We start from the raw sequence: 20,008 nt of genomic DNA on the forward strand, positions 1-20,008 counted from the left end.
AAGGCAGGAGATGCCCGGCAGCGCAGAGTCTGCCGAGCAAACGAGATTACTCGTCTTCGAGATAGGTGTAGCCGTACAGCCCGGCTTCGAACTCTTCAAGGAACTGCTGTTGCAGCGCATCGTCCAGCCCGGTCTGCTTCACCTGGTCGCGGAAGTGGGTCAGCAGCGTGTTCGGATCGAGCTGCACGTACTCCAGCATATCCGCCACCGTATCCCCTTCGTCGGAGAGCTCCACCTCGACGCTGCCGTCCGGGAAGACAAATACGTCAACCGCTTCGGTATCGCCAAACAGGTTATGCATGTTGCCGAGGATCTCCTGGTACGCGCCCACCATAAAGAAGCCCAGCAGCGGCGGGTTGTCAGCATCGTACTCCGGCATCGGCATGGTGGTAGCGATCCCGTCGCCGTCCACGTAGTGATCGATCGCCCCGTCGGAGTCGCAGGTGATGTCCAGCAGCACCGCGCGACGTTCCGGGATCTTATCCAGTCCTTCCAGCGGCATCACTGGGAAGAGCTGATCGATACCCCATGCATCCGGCATCGACTGGAACAGCGAGAAGTTGACGTACATCTTGTCCGCCATCCGCTCCTGCAGTTCATCGATAATCGGACGGTGAGCGCGGTTGCTCGGATCCAGCTGCTTCTGTACCTCGTGGCACATGTTCAGGTAGAGTTGCTCTGCCCAGGCGCGCTCCTGCAGGCTGAATGCGCCGGAGGAGTAGCCGATATGGATATCGTGCAGATCCATCTGGCTGTCGTGCAGCCACTCGCGCAGCGAGCGACGGGTGCCGGGCTCGTGCATCTCCTGCCAGGTCTCCCACATGCTTTGCAGAGCGCGTGGCGCATTCTCAGCAGGCGGCGTCGCTTCGGTATATTCGTTGCGCTCCACGCCGATGATGTTCGACACCAGCACGGTATGGTGCGCGGTCACGGCGCGGCCCGACTCGGTGATCACCGTCGGGTGCGGCAGGCCGTTCTCTTCACAGGCGTCGCCAATGGCCCAGATGATGTTATTCGCATACTCATTCAGGCCGTAGTTGACCGAGCAGTCAGACTGAGAGCGGGTGCCCTCATAGTCCACGCCCAGGCCGCCGCCCACGTCAAAGCACTCGATATTCACGCCCAGCTTGTGCAGCTCAACGTAGAAACGGGCCGATTCACGTACGCCGGTGGCGATATCGCGAATGTTTGCCATCTGCGAACCGAGGTGGAAGTGCAGAAGCTGAATGCTGTCGAGGCGTCCGCGCTCGCGAAGGATCTCCACCAGCTGCAGCACCTGCGTGGCCGCAAGGCCGAATTTGGATTTTTCGCCGCCGGAGGATTGCCACTTGCCGGAGCCCTGCGATGCCAGACGCGCACGCACGCCGAGGCGCGGCACCACGTTCAGACGCTCGGCCTCTTCCAGCACGATGGCGACTTCAGACATCTTCTCGATAACCAGATAGACCTTATGGCCCATCTTCTCGCCGATCAGCGCCAGACGAATGTATTCCCGGTCTTTATAGCCGTTACAGACGATAACGCTGCGGGTCATGCCCGCGTGCGCCAGAACCGCCATCAGCTCTGCCTTCGAACCGGCCTCAAGACCCAGCGGCTCACCGGAGTGGATCAGGGATTCAATGACGCGGCGGTGCTGGTTAACCTTGATCGGGTAGACCAGAAAGTAGTTGCCTTTATAGCCGTAGGACTCACGGGCGCGCTTGAACGCGGCGTTAATTGAGCGCAGACGGTGCTGTAGGATCTGCGGAAAGCAGAACAGCGCAGGCAGGCGTTGCCCTTGGGCCTCGCGGGCTTTTACCAGCTGAGCGAGGTCAACGCGCGCGTCCGGTACGTCAGGATCGGGGCAGACGGTGATGTGGCCCAGTTCGTTGACGTCGTAGTAGTTATTGCCCCACCAGGCAATATTGTATGTGCGCAGCATTTTACTGGCTTCCTGGGAGCTCATCGCTACCTCCTGCATGGAACGTAGTACACCCTGTTCGCCCGCTGACGAAGGCGAAACCGAAGAAATGTCGTCAGACATAGCGAACCTCAAATTGTATTAGTAAGTGTAAAACAGTTGACTACTATCGCGTTCCGTAGAGGCGATAACAACCCATAAACAGCCTGGTTATCCAGCGTATTATGCTGAAACGTAGGCCGTGCGACCGGTTTCTGGTTCATATCATTGTAAAACACGTATCCGAACTCTGTATGACAAGGTTCGGCGAAACCACGAGAAAACTCCTGAATTAACAAGAGCGCCCTTGTTCGGTGTCACCAGGCGTAACCGGCCCTGGAGTCCTGAGAAGCGCCGAAATGGGTATAACATCGGCAGGTTTGCAGAGTAGATTTGCGGGTAGCGGGAAATGCATGCAGGCCAGAACGGCGCGGCAGATTTAGCAGTAAACAACGGTTCATTATTGGGTATCACCTCCACGCCAACCAGCTGGTTAGCGGCTGGTCAAGGCATACAAGCCGCGTGCGGCGTTTTATACCGATAACGGGGTGAAAATGCAAAATAAAAAAGCCCGTTTTGCCGCGCGAGTAGAGAAAGCGTCAGCATCAATTTCACTCATAGTGCGATGAATATCAAAAAATGCTGGAAACGGGGTCAAGAAGTAACCTAAAATAGCCGTCCAGATGTTAATCCATCCATACTGATTAACTTTCAGACTTCCTGTGCCACTAACCTGCACGCCTCATAAAGGCCCATACAGGCACGGCGTTTGAGCTAACAAAATTTCCCCCAGGGTGAAGAGAACATGGCAAAACACCTTTTTACGTCCGAGTCAGTTTCCGAAGGGCATCCTGACAAAATTGCTGACCAGATTTCCGACGCGGTTCTGGATGCAATTCTTGAGCAAGATCCGAAAGCACGCGTGGCGTGTGAAACCTACGTTAAAACCGGCATGGTTTTAGTCGGCGGTGAGATCACCACCAGCGCATGGGTTGATATCGAAGAGATCACCCGTAAAACCGTGCGTGAAATTGGCTATGTCCATTCAGATATGGGCTTTGACGCGAACTCCTGTGCGGTACTGAGCGCTATCGGTAAGCAGTCTCCGGATATCAACCAGGGCGTTGACCGTGCCGATCCGCTGGAGCAGGGTGCGGGCGACCAGGGCCTGATGTTTGGCTATGCCACTAACGAAACCGACGTGCTGATGCCAGCGCCAATCACCTACGCCCACCGTCTGGTGCAGCGCCAGGCTGAAGTGCGTAAAAACGGCACCCTGCCGTGGCTGCGCCCGGATGCAAAGAGCCAGGTGACCTTCCAGTACGATGACGGCAAAATTGTCGGCATCGACGCGGTGGTGCTCTCTACCCAGCACGCAGAAGATATCGACCAGAAATCGCTGCAGGAAGGCGTGATGGAAGAGATCATCAAGCCTATTTTGCCGGCAGAGTGGCTGAACACCTCTACCAAATTCTTTATCAACCCGACCGGCCGCTTTGTTATTGGCGGCCCAATGGGCGACTGCGGCCTGACCGGCCGTAAAATCATCGTGGATACCTACGGCGGCATGGCCCGTCACGGCGGCGGTGCGTTCTCCGGTAAAGATCCGTCTAAAGTTGACCGCTCTGCGGCCTACGCGGCGCGCTACGTAGCAAAAAACATCGTTGCTGCTGGCCTGGCGGACCGGTGTGAAATTCAGGTCTCCTACGCCATCGGCGTGGCGGAACCGACCTCTATCATGGTGGAAACCTTCGGAACCGAGAAGATCGCCTCTGAGCAGCTGACTCTGCTGGTACGCGAGTTCTTCGACCTGCGTCCGTATGGTCTGATCCAGATGCTGGATCTGCTGCACCCGATCTACAAAGAGACTGCCGCTTACGGTCACTTTGGTCGCGAACACTTCCCGTGGGAAAAGACCGACAAAGCTGCCGTACTGCGCGAGGCCGCTGGCCTGAAATAAGCCAGACACGCCCCTCTTCTTCAGGCCAGCCTCGCGCTGGCCTTTTTTATACTCTTCTATTGATAACGATTACACGCACTCATCGCGGGCCCATTTGGCCAAATTAGGCAAAATGCTGTTCGCAGCGTGTTTGTTACATAGTATTTCGGTATAGTCTGACTCCCTTTACACAAGATTACGCTACTATTCATTAACTCTATGATTTGTCTTGTTACTTTCTAGTGACAATCTTTGAGCTTAGTGTAACCGATTACACTCGTGTGATTAGGTTCACATCTTTTTACGCAGCTCTAACCTAACCTTTATACCGTTAAAATTGATAACCCAACTGGAGGGCAGAATGCCTGACAATAAAAAATCGGGGCGCTCGAACAAGGCAATGACGTTCTTTGTCTGTTTTCTCGCCGCGCTGGCCGGACTGCTTTTCGGCCTTGATATCGGCGTTATTGCGGGCGCGCTGCCCTTTATCGCTGACGAGTTCCAGATTAGTTCACATATGCAAGAGTGGGTAGTGAGCTCCATGATGTTTGGTGCCGCTGTCGGTGCTGTCGGCAGCGGCTGGCTCTCCTTCAAGCTGGGCCGTAAAAAGAGCCTGATGATTGGCGCGATCCTCTTTGTACTCGGCTCGCTCTTCTCAGCGGCTGCGCCCAACGTTGAAGTGCTGATCCTCTCCCGCGTATTGCTGGGGCTGGCGGTCGGCGTGGCCTCCTACACCGCCCCGCTCTACCTCTCTGAGATCGCACCGGAGAAGATCCGCGGCAGTATGATTTCGATGTACCAGCTGATGATCACCATCGGTATTCTGGGTGCCTACCTCTCCGATACTGCCTTTAGCTACAGCGGCGCATGGCGCTGGATGCTTGGCGTCATCATCATTCCGGCCATCCTGCTGCTGATTGGCGTCTTCTTCCTGCCGGACAGCCCGCGCTGGTTTGCCGCCAAACGCCGCTTCCACGATGCCGAGCGCGTGCTGCTGCGCCTGCGTGATACCAGCGCCGAAGCCAAGCACGAGCTGGATGAGATCCGTGAAAGCTTAAAGGTAAAACAGAGTGGCTGGGCGCTGTTTAAAGAGAACAGCAACTTCCGCCGCGCGGTATTCCTGGGCGTGCTGTTGCAGGTGATGCAGCAGTTCACCGGGATGAACGTCATCATGTACTACGCGCCGAAGATCTTTGAGCTGGCGGGTTACACCAATACCACTGAGCAGATGTGGGGTACGGTTATCGTTGGTCTGACCAACGTGCTGGCGACCTTTATCGCTATCGGACTGGTTGACCGTTGGGGCCGTAAGCCCACGCTGGTGCTGGGCTTCCTGGTGATGGCTGCCGGTATGGGTATTCTGGGCACCATGATGCACATCGGTATTCACTCGCCAACGGCGCAGTACTTTGCCGTCGCGATGCTACTGATGTTTATCATTGGTTTCGCCATGAGCGCCGGTCCGCTGATCTGGGTACTGTGCTCTGAGATCCAGCCGCTGAAAGGGCGTGATTTCGGTATCACCTGCTCTACCGCGACCAACTGGATCGCCAATATGATTGTCGGCGCGACCTTCCTGACCATGCTCAACTCGCTGGGCAACGCCAACACCTTCTGGGTGTACGGTGGACTGAACGTGCTGTTCATTGTCCTGACCCTGTGGCTGGTACCGGAAACCAAGCATGTCTCACTGGAACACATCGAGCGTAACTTGATGAAAGGCCGTAAGCTGCGTGATATTGGCGCAAGCAACTAACCTGATGCGCTTCCTCTCGCCTGAGAGGAAGCTTTTTTACCTCACCCGCCGTGATTAACTTCCCCGATACGTTGAGTAGCCATACGGGCTTAACAGCAACGGAACATGGTAGTGCTCATCTGTTTTGCTAATGTGGAATTCAACCGGGATCTCCGGGAAAAAACTCTCCTGCTTTTTGCTGTCAAACCAGGGCTTGGTTTTAAACGTCACGCGGTAATCACCCGGTTTCGCTTCCTGCTCCGGCCATAGCGCTTTAATTCGACCATCTTTGTCGGTATAGCCGCTATTTAGTTTTTGCCAGCCGTCGTTGTTTTTCTGCTCCAGCACCACCTCCACGTTGGAGGCGGGTTTACCGCTTTGCTGATCGAGAATATGCACGCTCAGAATATTGTTGGCCGCCGCCATTGCAAGAGGGGATGCGGAAATAACAGCGAGCATCGCTGCGCGCAGGATGTACTTTTTCATGTATTGCTCCAGTTCAAGTTGGTACCTGAAATGTATATGACCCGCGCGCTGTTAACCTGACAGCAGGATTACATTTTCGTCATCTTTGATGATATTTTTACCCCTCGCCTGCTGCTTATGACATAGTGAATCCATGAAGATTCTATTGATTGAAGATAATCAAAAAACCAGCGACTGGGTCAGTCAGGGACTGACCGAGGCGGGCTATGTCGTGGATACGGTAAGCGACGGCAGAGATGGGTTACGCCTCGCGCTGCATGAACCCTATTCACTGATTATTTTAGATATTATGCTGCCGGGCCTGGATGGCTGGCAGGTTCTGAAGGCGATAAGAACGGCGCACCAAACACCGGTTATTTGCCTTACCGCGCGGGATGCGGTCGAGGACAGAGTCAAAGGGCTGGAGTTGGGGGCCAATGATTATCTGGTTAAACCCTTCTCCTTTGCTGAGCTATTAGCCAGGGTACGCACCCAGCTGCGAAATAATCCCGTTGCCCATACGCATTTGAAATCTAACGGGCTGGAGATGGACTCCGTTAAGCAAAGCGTCTCCCGGGATGGGAAAACAATAGTATTAACCCGCAAGGAGTTTCTCCTGCTGTGGCTGCTGGTTTCCAGGGTCGGTGAAATTATTCCCCGCGCGGTCATTGCCAGCGAGGTATGGGGAATTAATTTTGACAGTGAAACCAACACGGTGGATGTTGCCATTCGTCGCCTACGGGCAAAAGTTGACGATCCTTTTACGACTAAATTGATCGGCACCGTCAGAGGCATGGGCTACAGATTCGGGGCAGATGAAGACAGTGAAACCTGAGTTATCAATGACGTTACGTCTGACGTTATCCTTTGTGCTGGTGATGGCGTTGGCCTGCACTGGCGTAAGCTGGACGTTATACCGGGCGCTAAGCCACGAATTAACGTGGCGGGATGATATCACCCTGGTTAACCGCGCTGAGCAGATCAGGCAGCTGTTACTGGATGGGGCCAAAGCAGAAAATCTTCCGCTCTATTTTAACCGGATGATGGATACCCGTCAGGATATTCTGCTCATCCACTCCCCCGACGCGCGGAATATCTCCGTCAATCATACGGGCGTGGATCCCTCTCTGCTGGATGCCCTGCCATCGCTGAAAAAGCCTGATTTAGAGACAATCGCCAAACGCGATATCGCCGGCACACAGCTTTCAGCGGTGCGCATCGCTGCGCTCAGCTATGACCAGCCTGTGACTATTACCGTCGCCAGGCTGGCGTCAGAGCGACAATATATGCTTGACCAGTATCGCGATAACAGCATCATGATTTGCATCATCGCTATTCTGCTCTGCTCTGCGCTAAGCCCGCTATTGATCAGGAACGGCCTGAAAGCTATTCATGCTCTAAGCCGGTTAACGGCGAATATAGACAGCCGCGGTCTTAGCCAGCCTCTGGATGAAAAGACCCTGCCGATTGAACTGAAACCCTTGGGTAGCGCGTTGAATATTATGCGTCAAAAGCTGGATGACGATTTTACCCGGCTCAATCAGTTTGCTGACGATCTGGCCCATGAATTACGTACGCCGGTCAATATTCTGCTGGGTCATAACCAGGTCGTCCTGAATAAAGAGCGCACCATTGATGAATACCAACAGGCACTGGCGAATAATATTGAAGAGCTGGAGGGGCTTTCCCGCTTAACTGAAAATATTCTTTTCCTCGCCCGCGCCGAGCATAATAATATTCTGCTCAAAAAAGAGCCTGTTTCGTCTGCTGAGACGATAGGTAATCTTATCGATTTCCTGGAGTATGAGGCCGACGAAAAAAATATCACTTTCGTCACTGCATGCGAGGGCACGCTTCAGGCCGATCGGATACTGCTCCAGCGTGTACTGCTAAACCTGCTCAGCAATGCAGTGCGCTATTCGCCGGAAAACGCGGCGATCCGCATAAATACGTGGGAGAAAGATAGCGAAACAGTCGTTGAAGTGATTAATCCCGGCCCCGAACTGGATGCGCCGGACAGGCTATTTAACCGTTTCTGGCGAGGTGATAACGCTCGCCACTCCTCCGGTTATGGGTTGGGGTTATCCATGGTGAAAGCGATTATGGAATTGCACGGGGGCTCGGCAGACTACCGCTTTGCCGGGGGGGAGCATATCTTCTCCCTGCGTTTTCCTGCCTGAGCAACGGGTTCTGTTGCAGCCGCTTTTTTTAGCGATTATCCTCTGACGTTATGAAAACACCCCGCATCCCCATCGCCCTCCAGCAGGCCGTTATGCGTAGCCTGCGGGACAAGCTTGCCCAGGCCAACCGCTTCCTTGAACGTCACTATCCGGAACCCACGCTGGTCTATCAGCAGCGCGGCGCGGCGGCGGGTACGGCCTGGCTGGCCAGCTATGAGATCCGCCTGAATCCGGTGCTGCTGCTGGAGAATCAGCAGGCGTTTATTGACGAAGTTGTCCCACACGAGCTGGCGCACCTGCTGGTGTGGAAGCATTTTGGCCGCGTTGCACCGCATGGCAAAGAGTGGAAGTGGATGATGGAGAGCGTGCTTGGCGTCCCCGCCCGCCGCACCCACCAGTTTGAACTGGCCTCGGTACGGCAGAACACGTGGCCCTACCGCTGCGCCTGCCAGCAGCATCAGCTGACCGTGCGCCGCCATAACCGCATCCTGCGCGGCGAAGCGGTCTACCGCTGCGTCCACTGCGGCGAGCCGCTGGTTGCCGAACCGGCATCAGCCTGAACAAGCAAACGCTTTTGTGAACTGACTGATTGCATCTGAGAACCGCATTCGCTAGGGTGCGACGATCTTATGCAATGGAGTTTGTCATGTCCCGCCCCTACCTTCTCACCCTTACCCTATTGGCAGCGTGCCTTTGCCACTCTGCGCTGGCCGAGGGTATTCACAGTTTCGCCCAAGCCAAGGCGGCAGGCGTAAAGATCAACGCCGACGCGCCGGGGGATTTCTACTGCGGCTGCACCATTATCTGGCAGGGCAAGAAAGGCGTCGTCGATCTTGCATCCTGCGGCTATAAGGTGCGTAAAAATGCCAACCGTGCCAGCCGTATCGAGTGGGAGCACGTTGTGCCCGCCTGGCAGTTCGGCCACCAGCGCCAGTGCTGGCAGGACGGCGGACGTAAAAACTGTGCGAAGGATCCGGTCTATCGCCAGATGGAGAGCGATATGCATAACCTGCAGCCCGCCGTCGGCGAGGTCAATGGCGATCGCGGCAACTTTATGTACAGCCAGTGGAACGGCGGCGAGGGCCAGTACGGCCAGTGTGACATGAAGGTCGACTTCAAAGAGAAGCTGGCCGAACCGCCTGCCCGCGCCCGCGGGGCCATCGCCCGCATCTACTTCTATATGCGCGATCGCTATTCGCTGTCGCTCTCCCGCCAGCAGACGCAGCTGTTTGAGGCCTGGAACAAGATCTATCCCGTCACGCCCTGGGAGTGTGAGCGCGACAGGCGTATCAACACGATTCAGGGTAATGCTAATCCCTACGTGCAGCGCGCTTGTCAGGGGTGAAAGAGCTAACCTACACTAGCGGCATCTTGTTAACCGTGCGGCAGCCTTGCCGCACGCTCTATCCCGGACGATGTTTTCATGCGTAAACCCCGCATTTATCACCCAGAACTCCTCACTGTTGGCCAGCAGGTTGCGCTAAGCGACGATGCGGCCAACCACGTCGGTCGCGTGCTGCGTATGGGCGCAGGCCAGCCCCTGCAGCTCTTTGACGGCAGCAACCAGCTTTTTGAGGCTGAGATCGTGCGCGCCGATAAGAAAAGCGTGGTTGTAAACCTAATCGCCGGTGAAACCGACGATCGCGAGTCGCCGCTGCATATTCATCTCGGCCAGGTGATGTCCCGGGGCGAAAAGATGGAATTCACCATCCAGAAATCGATCGAACTGGGGGTAAGCCTCATTACGCCACTTTTTTCTGAGCGCTGCGGGGTTAAACTGGATCCTGAACGTCTGAACAAGAAGATCCAGCAGTGGCAGAAAATTGCGATTGCTGCCTGCGAGCAGTGTGGCCGCAACCGGATCCCGGAGATACGTCCGGCCATGGATCTGGAGGCCTGGTGCGCCGAGCCTGATGAGGGGCTGAAGCTGAACCTGCATCCGCGCGCCAGCGCCAGCATCAATACGCTGCCGCTGCCGGTTGAGCGTGTGCGGCTGCTGATTGGCCCGGAAGGCGGGCTGACGGCGAACGAGATCGCCATGACCGCAGACTATCAGTTTACTGATATCCTGTTAGGACCACGCGTTTTGCGCACTGAAACCACCGCGCTCACCGCCATTACCGCACTCCAGGTGCGTTTCGGTGATTTGGGGTAAGACTGGCTACAGGTTTAAACGGAGAAAGCGAATGATTAAGCTCGGCATTGTGATGGATCCCATCGCAAGCATTAACATCAAAAAAGACTCCAGCTTTGCCATGCTGCTGGAAGCCCAGCGTCGTGGCTATGAGCTGCACTATATGGAGATGGCGGATCTCTATCTGATCAACGGTCAGGCCCGCGCCCGCACGCGTACCCTGAGCGTCGAGCAGAACTATGACCAGTGGTATACGTTCAACGGCGAGCAGGATATCGAGCTGGCCGATCTTGACGTCGTGCTGATGCGTAAGGATCCGCCGTTTGATACCGAATTCGTCTACGCCACCTATATTCTGGAGCGCGCGGAAGAGAAAGGCACGCTGATCGTCAACAAGCCGCAGAGCCTGCGCGACTGCAACGAGAAGCTGTTCACCGCCTGGTTCCCAGAGCTGACCCCGGAAACGCTGGTGACCCGCAACAAGGCGCAGCTTAAGGCGTTCTGGCAGAAGCACAGCGACATCATCCTGAAACCGCTGGACGGCATGGGCGGCGCGTCGATCTTCCGCGTGAAAGAGGGCGATCCGAACCTCGGGGTGATTACGGAAACGCTGACCGAGCACGGCACCCGTTACTGCATGGCGCAGAACTATCTGCCGGCGATCAAAGACGGTGACAAGCGCGTGCTGGTTGTCGATGGCGAACCCGTTCCCTACTGCCTGGCACGTATTCCGCAGGGCGGCGAAACCCGTGGCAACCTGGCCGCCGGGGGACGTGGTGAACCACGCCCATTAACCGACAGCGACTGGGATATCGCCCGCCGCGTCGCGCCTACTCTGAAAGCCAAAGGGCTGATCTTTGTGGGTCTGGATATCATCGGCGATCGCCTGACGGAGATTAACGTCACCAGCCCGACCTGCATTCGTGAAATCGAAGCGGAGTTCCCGGTCTCCATTACCGGTATGCTGATGGACGCGATTGAAAAGCGTCTCGGCAACTAAATTCAGCCCGCCCGTAACGGCCTGTTTGCAGGTGAAAGACCCGGATTTGCGATCCGCAGGGATAGCAAAGCGGGTGCTTTCACCGCATACTGGGTACTTGTCGCTTTTTGACCAGGAACAGAACCTCTGACAATGAATTTACAGCATCACTTTTTGATTGCCATGCCTGCTCTCCAGGATCCCTTCTTCCGCCGTGCCGTGGTCTATATCTGCGAATATAACGAAGATGGCGCGATGGGGATCATCATCAATAAGCCGCTGGAGAACCTGAAGGTCGAAGGGGTACTAGACAAGCTCAAAATCAAGCCCGAGGGGCGTAATCCGGCGATCCGTCTGGATAAGCCGGTGCTGCTTGGCGGCCCGCTGGCAGAAGATCGCGGCTTTATCCTGCATACGCCGCCGGCAAAATTCTCCTCAAGCATTCGTATCTCGGATAACACGGTGATCACCACCTCCCGGGACGTGCTGGAGACGCTCGGTACCGACGAGCAGCCTGCCGATGTGCTGGTGGCTCTTGGCTATGCCTCGTGGGAGAAAGGCCAGCTTGAGCAGGAGATCCTCGACAACGCCTGGCTCACCGCTCCGGCTGACCAGAATATCCTGTTCAAAACGCCTATCGCCGACCGCTGGCGCGATGCAGCAAAGTTGATCGGTATTGATATCTCTACCATGCCCGGCGTGGCGGGACACGCCTGATGAGCGGCACTCTGTTAGCCTTTGATTTCGGTACCAAAAGCATCGGCGTGGCCATTGGCCAGCGTATTACCGGTACCGCCCGTCCGCTGACGGCGCTGAAGGCGCAAAACGGCACTCCGGACTGGAACCTGATTGAGCGTCTGCTTAAAGAGTGGCAGCCGGATGAGGTGGTGGTCGGTCTGCCGCTGAACATGGACGGCAGCGAACAGCTGCTGACCGCCCGGGCGCGCAACTTTGCCAATAAGATCCATGGCCGCTTCGGGGTCCGCGTTGCCCTGCACGACGAGCGCCTGAGCACCGTTGAGGCGCGCTCAGGACTCTTCGCCCACGGCGGCTACCGGGCGCTGAACAAGGGCAGCGTGGATTCCGCCTCAGCGGTGATCATTCTCGAAAGCTATTTCGAACAGCACGTCTGATCTCAGCCCTTCTCTGCCAGCCGCCCGGCGGCGACCCGCTGCTGACGGCTCTGGCTGAAGGTCTGCATTCCCGCATGCTGCCCGGTCTGCATCAGGCCGGGAAGCTGGTGGGTTTTGCCCTCGCGGATCAGGTTCGCCACTGCCGGGATATTGACCAGCAGTTCAAACAGCGCCACGCGTCCGCCCTGCTTATCGGCTTCCAGCGTTTGTGCCAGCACCGCCTGCAGGCTGCCCGCCAGCTGGCTGCGTACCCAGGCTTTCTCTTCGGCCGGGAAGGTATCGATTAGCCGCTCTACCGCCTGCGCCGCCCCCCGGGTATGCAGCGTGGCCAGCACCAGATGCCCGGTCTCGGCGGCGGTGAGCGCCAGACGAATGGTCTCACTGTCCCGTAGCTCGCCGATTAAGATGATGTCCGGATCCTCACGCAGCGCAGCGCGCAGGCCGTCGGCAAACGACGGGCAGTGCTGGCCTATCTCCCGCTGCTCGATCAGGCACTGCGCGCCCTGATGAACAAACTCCACCGGATCCTCCAGGGTGAGAATGTGCCCTGCCAGGCGGTGGTTGAGATAGTCCACCATCGCCGCAAGGGTCGTGGATTTACCGCTGCCGGTTGCGCCGGTGACCAGCACCAGCCCGCTGTCGCAGGCCAGGATCTGCTCCAGCGTAGACGGCGTATCCAGGGCGTAGAGCTTCGGACACGTAGCGGGCAGCAGGCGCAGCGCCAGCGAGATACCGTGATGGTGCATAAAGGCGCTAGCCCGCAGCCGCTGCTGGCTCGCCAGCGCAAGGGCAAAGTCTACCTGCCGGTTGGCCCACCACTCTCCCTGCTGCTCGTCCGTCAGCGTGTCGCGGAGGATCGCCTCGATATCCGGCGACGGAAACGGAGCGTCTTCGAGCTTACCCTGCCTGCGCCAGCGCGGTGGCCAGGCGCTGCACAGGTGTAGATCCGAAACGTTATGCTTTACACTAAGGGCCACTATGTCTTCCATATCCATGATTAAGCCTCCGGAAAAGATGAACGATATCGCGCATAACCTGGCACAGGTCCGGGACAAAATCTCAGCCGCTGCGCTGCGCTGCGGCCGTGCTTCAGAAGATGTTGCTCTGCTTGCAGTCAGCAAAACCAAACCTGCGAGCGCCGTCGCAGAGGCTATCGACGCCGGACAGCGCGCTTTTGGCGAAAACTATGTTCAGGAGGGAGTGGATAAAATTCGCCACTTCCAGGAGCAGGGCGTAACCGGGCTGCAATGGCACTTTATTGGCCCCTTGCAGTCCAACAAAAGCCGCCTGGTGGCAGAGCATTTTGACTGGTGCCATACCGTTGATCGCCTGCGCATCGCCAGCCGTCTGAGCGACCAGCGCCCAACGGAGATGCCGCCGCTTAACATCCTGATTCAAATCAATATTAGTGATGAGGAGAGCAAGTCCGGCATTGCCCTTGCCGAGCTGGATGCCCTCGCCGCCCAGGTCGCTGAACTGCCGGGCGTCTGTCTGCGCGGGCTGATGGCGATCCCCGCCCCCGTGTCAAATTATGAAAGGCAGTTTGCGGTGGCACAGCAAATGGCTGTAGCATTTGACGCGCTTAAATTACGCTACCCAACGGTAGATACGCTCTCTCTGGGGATGAGCGACGATATGGAAGCCGCCATCGCGGCGGGCAGCACCCTGGTACGCATCGGCACCGCTATATTTGGTGCCCGTGACTATACAAAAAATTAAGGAAAACTGAGGAACGCCATGAAGACGTTGACTTTCCTGCTCTCAACGGTAATTGAGCTTTATACGATGGTGCTGCTGTTACGGGTCTGGATGCAGTGGGCCCGCGTAGATTTTTATAACCCATTCTCACAGTTTATCGTGAAGATCACCCAGCCGTTAGTGGGGCCGCTGCGCCGCATTATTCCGGCGATGGGCCCCCTCGACAGCGCCTCGTTGCTGCTGGCGTTTGTGCTGTGCGTGCTTAAAGCCATCGTGCTGTTTATGGTGGTGACCTTCCAGCCGATTATCTGGATTGCCGCCGTGCTGATCCTGCTGAAGACCATCGGCCAGCTGATCTTCTGGGTGCTGCTGCTAATGGCCATCATGAGCTGGGTCAGCCAGGGCCGCAGCCCGGTTGAGTTTGTGCTAATGCAACTCGCTGAGCCGCTGCTGCGCCCTATCCGCCGACTGTTGCCGTCCATGGGCGGGATCGACTTCTCGCCGATGATCCTGGTGCTGCTGCTCTATGTCATCAACATGGGCATTGCCGAGCTGCTGCAGGGCACGGGGAATATGCTGCTACCGGGGCTGTGGATGGCGCTGTAAGCGCCATCGGTCGCGGTTTATATGAATCAGGATTTAACTATGCAAAAAGTTGTTCTTGCCACCGGCAACGCCGGTAAAGTGCGCGAGCTGGCCTCGCTGCTTAACGATTTTGGTCTCGACGTGGTGGCGCAAACCGAGCTGGGCGTGGAGTCCGCCGAGGAAACCGGCCTGACCTTTATCGAGAACGCGATCATTAAAGCGCGTCACGCTGCGCAGGTTACCGGCCTGCCGGCGATTGCCGACGACTCCGGGCTGGCGGTTGACGCCCTCGGCGGCGCGCCGGGGATCTACTCCGCACGCTTTGCTGGGGCAGACGCCAGCGACCAGCAGAACCTGGAGAAGCTGCTGGTGGAGCTACAGGATGTGCCGGACGGCGAGCGCCAGGCCCAGTTCCACTGCGTGCTGGTCTATATGCGTCACGCCGACGATCCGACTCCGCTGGTGTGCCACGGCAGCTGGCAGGGTACCATCGCCCGTGCGCCGGCGGGCAGCGGCGGCTTTGGCTACGATCCTATCTTCGTTGTGCCGGAGGCAGGCAAAACCGCTGCCGAACTGAGCGCTGACGAGAAGCGCGCCGTCTCCCATCGGGGACAGGCGCTGAAACTGTTACTGGAAGCCCTGCGTAATGGCTGATTTGCCACCTCTGAGCCTTTACATCCATATCCCCTGGTGCGTGCAGAAGTGTCCCTACTGCGACTTCAACTCGCACGCGCTAAAGGGCGAAGTCCCCCATGACGACTACGTTCAGCATCTGCTGAGCGATCTCGACGCTGATGCGCCCTGGGCGCAGGGACGTGAGGTAAAGACGATCTTTATCGGCGGCGGAACGCCGAGCCTGCTCTCAGGCCCGGCGATGCAGACCCTGCTCGACGGCGTGCGGTCGCGTCTCAATCTGGCCGCTGACGCCGAGATCACCATGGAAGCTAATCCCGGCACGGTGGAGGCCGACCGCTTTGTCGACTACCAGCGGGCGGGCGTTAACCGTATCTCCATTGGCGTGCAGAGCTTTAGCGAAACCAAGCTGACGCGGCTAGGGCGTATCCACGGTCCGGAGGAGGCGAAGCGCGCTGCCCGGCTGGCAACGGGTCTGGGGCTGCGCAGTTTTAACCTCGATCTGATGCACGGCCTGCCGGACCAGACGCTGGAAGAGGCGCTGGACGATCTGCGTCAGGCCATCGAACTCAACCCACCGCATCTCTCCTGGTATCAGCTGACCATTGAGCCGGGCACGCTGTTTGGCTCACGTCCCCCGGTGCTGCCGGATGACGATTCGCTGTGGGAGATCTTCGAGCAAGGGCACCAGCTGCTGACGGCGGCAGGCTATCAGCAGTATGAGACCTCGGCCTATGCGAAGCCGGGTTACCAGTGCCAGCATAACCTGAACTACTGGCGCTTCGGTGACTATCTCGGTATTGGTTGCGGCGCGCATGGCAAGGTGACCTTCCCGGATGGGCGCATTCTGCGTACCGCCAAAACGCGCCATCCGCGGGGCTATATGCAGGGAACCTACCGCGACCGGCAGCATGATGTGGACACCGCCGACAAGCCGTTTGAGTTCTTTATGAACCGCTTCCGCCTGCTGGAGCCTGCGCCACGTGGGGAGTTTACCCGTTACACCGGGCTGGATGAGTCGGCGATCCGGCCGCAGATCGAACGCGCTCTGGCGCTCAACTATGTCACCGAGTCCGCTGAGGCATGGCAGATAACGGAGCACGGCAAGCTGTTTTTGAACTCGCTGCTGGAGCTGTTTCTCGCTGAATAGTGCGGTTGAGAGTTCGTGCCAACACCGGCACGAACTCACTGCCAGCCCGATTATTTAAAACCTTTCTGCTCTTTAATCAGCTCGTACGCTTTCTGAATATCCTGCGCTTTCTGCTTCGCCATTTCCATCATCTCTGGCGGTAACCCTTTTGCCACCAGCTTATCCGGATGGTGCTCGCTCATCAGCTTGCGGTAGGCGCGCTTGATGGTGGTAGCGTCATCGGTGGGCTTCACGCCCAGCACGTTGCAGGCATCTTCCAGAGTTGGCCCGCGTTGGGCCTGCTGCCAGCCGCCGTTTGACTGCTGCTGCCCATTAAAGCCACCGCCAAACTGCGCCCCACCCTGCATCATGCGCAGGAACTGGTCGAACTGGACGCGGGAGATCCCCAGCTCTTCGGCAATGACGTACAGCACCGCACGTTCGTTCGGATGCAGTGAACCGTCGGCAAACGCAGCCTGGATCTGAATTTCCAGAAACATCCTAATCAGATCGAAGCGGCCAAAACAGACGCTGCGGAACTGACGCATCTTCTCCCGCAGCGGATAGTTATCGGTTTTGCCGACGCGAAACGCCTGCTGGGCTAAAGCACGTGAATCGCCGTGCAGGTTGAGCCGGTCCATAAACAGGCTCGCCACCTGAATATCCGCCTCGGTAACGCGCCCCTTGGATTTGGTTAGATGCCCCATCACCTCAAAGGTGGTGGCAAAAAAGAGCGTCTGACGCTCGCGCTGGTTGGCAAAAAACGCCATTTTACGGCCGCGCGCCTTGTCAAACATGTGCCCAATGAGTAAGCCGAGGACCACGCCCCAGAAACCGCCGCCCATCATTAATGCGATGGCGACGCCAATCACTTTTCCCCAATACTGCATATACTCCCCAAATGGTCATGCCGTCGGCTAAGATTTGCATTATCATACCCGTCATTCTATGCCGTGCACAGGCACAGCCTTCTCTACCAGGCTCGAAAGCGGGCAGGATTAACACTAGCGCTGTGCAGGTGAGTAAGTTAGTCTCTGAGCGCTTGCAAGCTGAAAAGCCACTGATGACGGAACAACAAATACAACGTATGAAAAAACGTATTCCCACCCTTCTGGCCACAATGATTGGCTCAGCCCTGTACAGTCAGCAGGGGCTGGCAGCCGATCTCGCCTCGCAATGTCTGCTGGGCGTCCCAAGCTATAACCGTCCTCTGGTAGAGGGCGAACCTAACCAGCTGCCCGTCACTATTAACGCCGATAACGCGAAGGGTGACTATCCTGAAGATGCCGTATTTACCGGCAACGTGGATGTTCAACAGGGTAACAGCCGTCTGAAAGCGGACGAGATGCAGCTTCACCAGCAGCAGCCGGAGGGCCAGCCCGAGCCGGTCCGTACCGTCGATGCGCTGGGCAACGTGCACTATGATGATAACCAGGTGATCCTGAAAGGGCCAAAAGGCTGGGCTAACCTGAACACCAAAGACACCAACGTCTGGAACGGTAACTACCAGCTGGTAGGACGCCAGGGCCGCGGCACCGCTGACCTGATGAAGCAGCGCGGTGAGAACCGCTATACCATTCTCGACAACGGGACCTTTACCTCCTGTCTGCCGGGGTCGAACACCTGGAGCGTGGTGGGTAGCGAAGTGATCCAGGATCGCGAGGAGCAGGTCGCTGAGATCTGGAACGCGCGCTTTAAGCTGGGTCCGGTTCCGGTGTTCTACAGCCCCTATTTGCAGCTGCCGATTGGCGACAAGCGCCGCTCCGGCTTCCTGATCCCGAACGCCAGGTACAGCTCCAAGAACTACTTTGAATTTACGCTGCCGTACTACTGGAACATTGCGCCGAACTTTGACGCCACCATTACGCCGCACTATATGGACAAGCGGGGAAGCATTCAGTGGCAGAACGAATTCCGCTACCTGACCCAGGCGGGTGCGGGTCTGATGGAGTTCGACTACCTGCCGTCGGATGATGTCTTCAAAGAAGACTATCCTACCGAGTCTGATAAACACCGCTGGCTCTTCTACTGGCAGCACGCGGGCGTAATGGATCAGGTATGGCGCTTCAACGTCGACTATACCAAGGTCAGCGATCCGTACTACTTCAACGATTTTACGTCCACCTACGGCTCCAGTACCGACGGCTACGCCACGCAGAAATTCAGCGTGGGCTACGCACTGGATAACTTTGACGCCACGGTGACGACCAAACAGTTCCAGGTCTTTGACGCCGAGCACAGCAACTCCTACGCCGCTCAGCCGCAGCTGGATGTTAACTACTACCAGAACGACGTCGGGCCGTTTGATACCCGTATCTACGGTCAGGCCGTGCACTTCTCGAATACCAATTCGGATCTGCCGGAAGCCACCCGTCTGCACCTGGAGCCGACGATTAACCTGCCGCTCTCTAACCAGTGGGGCAGCCTCAATACCGAAGCGAAGCTGCTGGCGACCCACTACCAGCAGACCAATCTCGACTACTATAACCAGACGAACAACGCCGATCTAAAAGACTCCGTCAACCGCGTGATGCCGCAGTTTAAGGTGGACGGTAAGCTGATCTTTGAGCGTGATATGAACTGGCTTGCAGGCTATAGCCAAACGCTGGAGCCGCGTGCTCAGTATCTTTACGTGCCCTACCGCGACCAGAGCCATATCAACAACTATGACTCGTCCCTGCTGCAGTTTGATTACGGCGGCCTGTTCCGCGACAGAACCTACGGCGGCCTCGACCGCATCGCGTCAGCGAACCAGGTGACGACCGGGGTCACATCGCGTGTTTATGATCAGGAATCGGTTGAACGTTTTAACATTTCCGTGGGTCAAATCTACTACTTCACCGAATCCCGTACCGGTGATGACAAAATCCAATGGGAAGAAGACGATCAGACCGGATCGGTGGTTTGGGCGGGTGATACCTACTGGCGAATGAGCGAACGCTGGGGCCTGCGCGGCGGCGTACAGTACGATACGCGCCTCGATAACGTGGCCAACGGCAACGCAACGCTGGAGTACCGTCGCGATGAGGATCGGCTCCTGCAGCTGAACTACCGTTACGCCAGCGAAGAGTATATTCAGGCGACGCTGCCAAATTACGCTTATGCTCCTCAGAGCAAAGACGGTATTTCGCAGGTGGGCGCGGTGGCAAGCTGGCCGATCGTCGATCGCTGGTCCGTTGTCGGAGCTTACTACTTCGACACCAAGCAGAACAAAGCCGCCGATCAGATGCTAGGTTTGCAGTATAACTCTTGCTGCTACGCTATCCGCTTCGGCTACGAGCGTAAACTCAACGGTTGGGGACCTGCGCCGACAGAGAGCGTCTACGACAACGTCGTCGGCTTTAACATCGAGCTGCGCGGTCTGAGCTCGAACTACGGGCTGGGCACACAGCAGATGCTGCGTTCGAATATTCTGCCTTACAGTAGCTCTTTGTAATCTAGTCGTTTAGTTATGAAGTT

The 20,008-nt window shown here is 57.0% G+C and carries 21 protein-coding genes; 15 read left to right on the plus strand and 6 right to left on the minus strand.

The window, feature by feature from the left end:
* Positions 1–46: 46 nt before the first annotated feature.
* The 3 genes from speA to FN633_RS18645 form a co-directional block, all read right to left on the minus strand.
* Positions 47–2,023 carry a biosynthetic arginine decarboxylase gene (gene speA / locus FN633_RS17020; RefSeq protein ID WP_154058539.1) on the minus strand — a complete coding sequence of 659 codons (1,977 nt, stop codon included), beginning with the start codon at positions 2,021–2,023 and terminating at the stop codon, positions 47–49.
* A gap of 8 nt (positions 2,024–2,031) precedes the next feature.
* Entirely contained in the window at positions 2,032–2,163 is a 132-nt protein-coding gene (gene yqgB, locus FN633_RS17025; protein ID WP_208674224.1) for an acid stress response protein YqgB, read from the minus strand.
* A gap of 93 nt (positions 2,164–2,256) precedes the next feature.
* Complete coding sequence (locus tag FN633_RS18645) at positions 2,257–2,400, minus strand: hypothetical protein (RefSeq protein ID WP_419721304.1); 144 nt, start codon at positions 2,398–2,400, stop codon at positions 2,257–2,259.
* A 344-nt stretch (positions 2,401–2,744) separates the two neighbouring features.
* Here FN633_RS18645 and metK point away from each other — a divergent pair, with 344 nt between their 5' ends.
* On the plus strand, positions 2,745–3,899 hold the full coding sequence (gene metK / locus FN633_RS17030) for a methionine adenosyltransferase (protein ID WP_154058540.1): 1,155 nt from the start codon (positions 2,745–2,747) through the stop codon (positions 3,897–3,899).
* Between the two features lie 340 nt (positions 3,900–4,239).
* Positions 4,240–5,634 carry a galactose/proton symporter gene (galP, locus tag FN633_RS17035; RefSeq protein WP_154058541.1) on the plus strand — a complete coding sequence of 465 codons (1,395 nt, stop codon included), beginning with the start codon at positions 4,240–4,242 and terminating at the stop codon, positions 5,632–5,634.
* A gap of 54 nt (positions 5,635–5,688) precedes the next feature.
* Here galP and hiuH read toward each other — a convergent pair whose 3' ends face one another.
* On the minus strand, positions 5,689–6,099 hold the full coding sequence (gene hiuH, locus FN633_RS17040; protein WP_154058542.1) for a hydroxyisourate hydrolase: 411 nt from the start codon (positions 6,097–6,099) through the stop codon (positions 5,689–5,691).
* 133 nt (positions 6,100–6,232) lie between these two features.
* On the opposite strand from hiuH, the gene hprR reads away from it, so the two are divergent.
* The 8 genes from hprR to ruvX all read left to right on the plus strand — a co-directional run bounded on the left by hprR (position 6,233) and on the right by ruvX (position 12,504).
* On the plus strand, positions 6,233–6,913 hold the full coding sequence (gene hprR / locus FN633_RS17045) for a response regulator transcription factor HprR (protein WP_154058543.1): 681 nt from the start codon (positions 6,233–6,235) through the stop codon (positions 6,911–6,913).
* A gap of 7 nt (positions 6,914–6,920) precedes the next feature.
* Positions 6,921–8,258 carry a heavy metal sensor histidine kinase gene (locus tag FN633_RS17050; RefSeq protein WP_154058544.1) on the plus strand — a complete coding sequence of 446 codons (1,338 nt, stop codon included), beginning with the start codon at positions 6,921–6,923 and terminating at the stop codon, positions 8,256–8,258.
* Positions 8,259–8,308: 50 nt separating this feature from the next.
* Positions 8,309–8,818 (plus strand): SprT family zinc-dependent metalloprotease, encoded by a 510-nt coding sequence (locus FN633_RS17055; protein WP_154058545.1) that lies wholly within the window; start codon positions 8,309–8,311, stop codon positions 8,816–8,818.
* Between the two features lie 86 nt (positions 8,819–8,904).
* Positions 8,905–9,603: a deoxyribonuclease I gene (endA, locus tag FN633_RS17060; protein ID WP_154058546.1), complete on the plus strand. Its 699-nt coding sequence runs from the start codon at positions 8,905–8,907 to the stop codon at positions 9,601–9,603.
* A 78-nt stretch (positions 9,604–9,681) separates the two neighbouring features.
* Positions 9,682–10,413, plus strand: a complete 732-nt coding sequence (rsmE, locus tag FN633_RS17065; protein ID WP_154058547.1) for a 16S rRNA (uracil(1498)-N(3))-methyltransferase — start codon at positions 9,682–9,684, stop codon at positions 10,411–10,413.
* Between the two features lie 31 nt (positions 10,414–10,444).
* Positions 10,445–11,392, plus strand: coding sequence for a glutathione synthase (gene gshB / locus FN633_RS17070; protein WP_154058548.1), 948 nt, complete (start codon positions 10,445–10,447; stop codon positions 11,390–11,392).
* A 132-nt stretch (positions 11,393–11,524) separates the two neighbouring features.
* Positions 11,525–12,088, plus strand: coding sequence for a YqgE/AlgH family protein (locus FN633_RS17075; RefSeq protein ID WP_042388125.1), 564 nt, complete (start codon positions 11,525–11,527; stop codon positions 12,086–12,088).
* Positions 12,088–12,504 carry a Holliday junction resolvase RuvX gene (gene ruvX / locus FN633_RS17080; RefSeq protein ID WP_042388127.1) on the plus strand — a complete coding sequence of 139 codons (417 nt, stop codon included), beginning with the start codon at positions 12,088–12,090 and terminating at the stop codon, positions 12,502–12,504. Before FN633_RS17075 ends, ruvX begins: the two co-directional genes overlap by 1 nt.
* A 2-nt stretch (positions 12,505–12,506) precedes the next feature.
* Here the strand turns inward: ruvX and FN633_RS17085 are convergent, their stop codons facing one another.
* Positions 12,507–13,499 carry a type IV pilus twitching motility protein PilT gene (locus FN633_RS17085; RefSeq protein ID WP_154058549.1) on the minus strand — a complete coding sequence of 331 codons (993 nt, stop codon included), beginning with the start codon at positions 13,497–13,499 and terminating at the stop codon, positions 12,507–12,509.
* A 19-nt stretch (positions 13,500–13,518) separates the two neighbouring features.
* On the opposite strand from FN633_RS17085, the gene FN633_RS17090 reads away from it, so the two are divergent.
* From FN633_RS17090 to hemW, 4 genes are read left to right on the plus strand one after another with little or no spacing between them, the layout of a single operon-like run.
* Entirely contained in the window at positions 13,519–14,223 is a 705-nt protein-coding gene (locus tag FN633_RS17090) for a YggS family pyridoxal phosphate-dependent enzyme (protein ID WP_154058550.1), read from the plus strand.
* Positions 14,224–14,241: 18 nt separating this feature from the next.
* The gene (locus FN633_RS17095; protein WP_154058551.1) at positions 14,242–14,808 is read left to right on the plus strand and encodes a YggT family protein; all 567 of its coding nucleotides are present in this window, start codon (positions 14,242–14,244) and stop codon (positions 14,806–14,808) included.
* Between the two features lie 39 nt (positions 14,809–14,847).
* Positions 14,848–15,441, plus strand: coding sequence for an XTP/dITP diphosphatase (locus tag FN633_RS17100; protein WP_154058552.1), 594 nt, complete (start codon positions 14,848–14,850; stop codon positions 15,439–15,441).
* Positions 15,434–16,570, plus strand: a complete 1,137-nt coding sequence (gene hemW / locus FN633_RS17105) for a radical SAM family heme chaperone HemW (RefSeq protein WP_154058553.1) — start codon at positions 15,434–15,436, stop codon at positions 16,568–16,570. Before FN633_RS17100 ends, hemW begins: the two co-directional genes overlap by 8 nt.
* 50 nt (positions 16,571–16,620) lie before the next feature.
* Here hemW and djlA read toward each other — a convergent pair whose 3' ends face one another.
* Positions 16,621–17,439: a co-chaperone DjlA gene (gene djlA / locus FN633_RS17110; RefSeq protein WP_154058554.1), complete on the minus strand. Its 819-nt coding sequence runs from the start codon at positions 17,437–17,439 to the stop codon at positions 16,621–16,623.
* 197 nt (positions 17,440–17,636) lie between these two features.
* Between djlA and lptD the strand changes: the two genes are divergently transcribed.
* Positions 17,637–19,985: an LPS assembly protein LptD gene (lptD, locus tag FN633_RS17115; RefSeq protein ID WP_154058555.1), complete on the plus strand. Its 2,349-nt coding sequence runs from the start codon at positions 17,637–17,639 to the stop codon at positions 19,983–19,985.
* The last annotated feature ends 23 nt before the right edge of the window (positions 19,986–20,008 follow it).

The organism is Pseudescherichia vulneris (genome assembly GCF_902164725.1).
Taxonomy (GTDB): Bacteria; Pseudomonadota; Gammaproteobacteria; order Enterobacterales; family Enterobacteriaceae; genus Pseudescherichia; species Pseudescherichia vulneris.

Coding starts and splice junctions, on each gene's coding strand:
- speA (WP_154058539.1), bottom strand. CDS start 2,023: ATGTCTGACGACATTTCTTCGGTTTCGCCTTCGTCAGCGGGCGAACAG.
- yqgB (WP_208674224.1), bottom strand. CDS start 2,163: ATGAACCAGAAACCGGTCGCACGGCCTACGTTTCAGCATAATACGCTG.
- FN633_RS18645 (WP_419721304.1), bottom strand. CDS start 2,400: ATGAACCGTTGTTTACTGCTAAATCTGCCGCGCCGTTCTGGCCTGCAT.
- metK (WP_154058540.1), top strand. CDS start 2,745: ATGGCAAAACACCTTTTTACGTCCGAGTCAGTTTCCGAAGGGCATCCT.
- galP (WP_154058541.1), top strand. CDS start 4,240: ATGCCTGACAATAAAAAATCGGGGCGCTCGAACAAGGCAATGACGTTC.
- hiuH (WP_154058542.1), bottom strand. CDS start 6,099: ATGAAAAAGTACATCCTGCGCGCAGCGATGCTCGCTGTTATTTCCGCA.
- hprR (WP_154058543.1), top strand. CDS start 6,233: ATGAAGATTCTATTGATTGAAGATAATCAAAAAACCAGCGACTGGGTC.
- FN633_RS17050 (WP_154058544.1), top strand. CDS start 6,921: ATGACGTTACGTCTGACGTTATCCTTTGTGCTGGTGATGGCGTTGGCC.
- FN633_RS17055 (WP_154058545.1), top strand. CDS start 8,309: ATGAAAACACCCCGCATCCCCATCGCCCTCCAGCAGGCCGTTATGCGT.
- endA (WP_154058546.1), top strand. CDS start 8,905: ATGTCCCGCCCCTACCTTCTCACCCTTACCCTATTGGCAGCGTGCCTT.
- rsmE (WP_154058547.1), top strand. CDS start 9,682: ATGCGTAAACCCCGCATTTATCACCCAGAACTCCTCACTGTTGGCCAG.
- gshB (WP_154058548.1), top strand. CDS start 10,445: ATGATTAAGCTCGGCATTGTGATGGATCCCATCGCAAGCATTAACATC.
- FN633_RS17075 (WP_042388125.1), top strand. CDS start 11,525: ATGAATTTACAGCATCACTTTTTGATTGCCATGCCTGCTCTCCAGGAT.
- ruvX (WP_042388127.1), top strand. CDS start 12,088: ATGAGCGGCACTCTGTTAGCCTTTGATTTCGGTACCAAAAGCATCGGC.
- FN633_RS17085 (WP_154058549.1), bottom strand. CDS start 13,499: ATGGATATGGAAGACATAGTGGCCCTTAGTGTAAAGCATAACGTTTCG.
- FN633_RS17090 (WP_154058550.1), top strand. CDS start 13,519: ATGAACGATATCGCGCATAACCTGGCACAGGTCCGGGACAAAATCTCA.
- FN633_RS17095 (WP_154058551.1), top strand. CDS start 14,242: ATGAAGACGTTGACTTTCCTGCTCTCAACGGTAATTGAGCTTTATACG.
- FN633_RS17100 (WP_154058552.1), top strand. CDS start 14,848: ATGCAAAAAGTTGTTCTTGCCACCGGCAACGCCGGTAAAGTGCGCGAG.
- hemW (WP_154058553.1), top strand. CDS start 15,434: ATGGCTGATTTGCCACCTCTGAGCCTTTACATCCATATCCCCTGGTGC.
- djlA (WP_154058554.1), bottom strand. CDS start 17,439: ATGCAGTATTGGGGAAAAGTGATTGGCGTCGCCATCGCATTAATGATG.
- lptD (WP_154058555.1), top strand. CDS start 17,637: ATGAAAAAACGTATTCCCACCCTTCTGGCCACAATGATTGGCTCAGCC.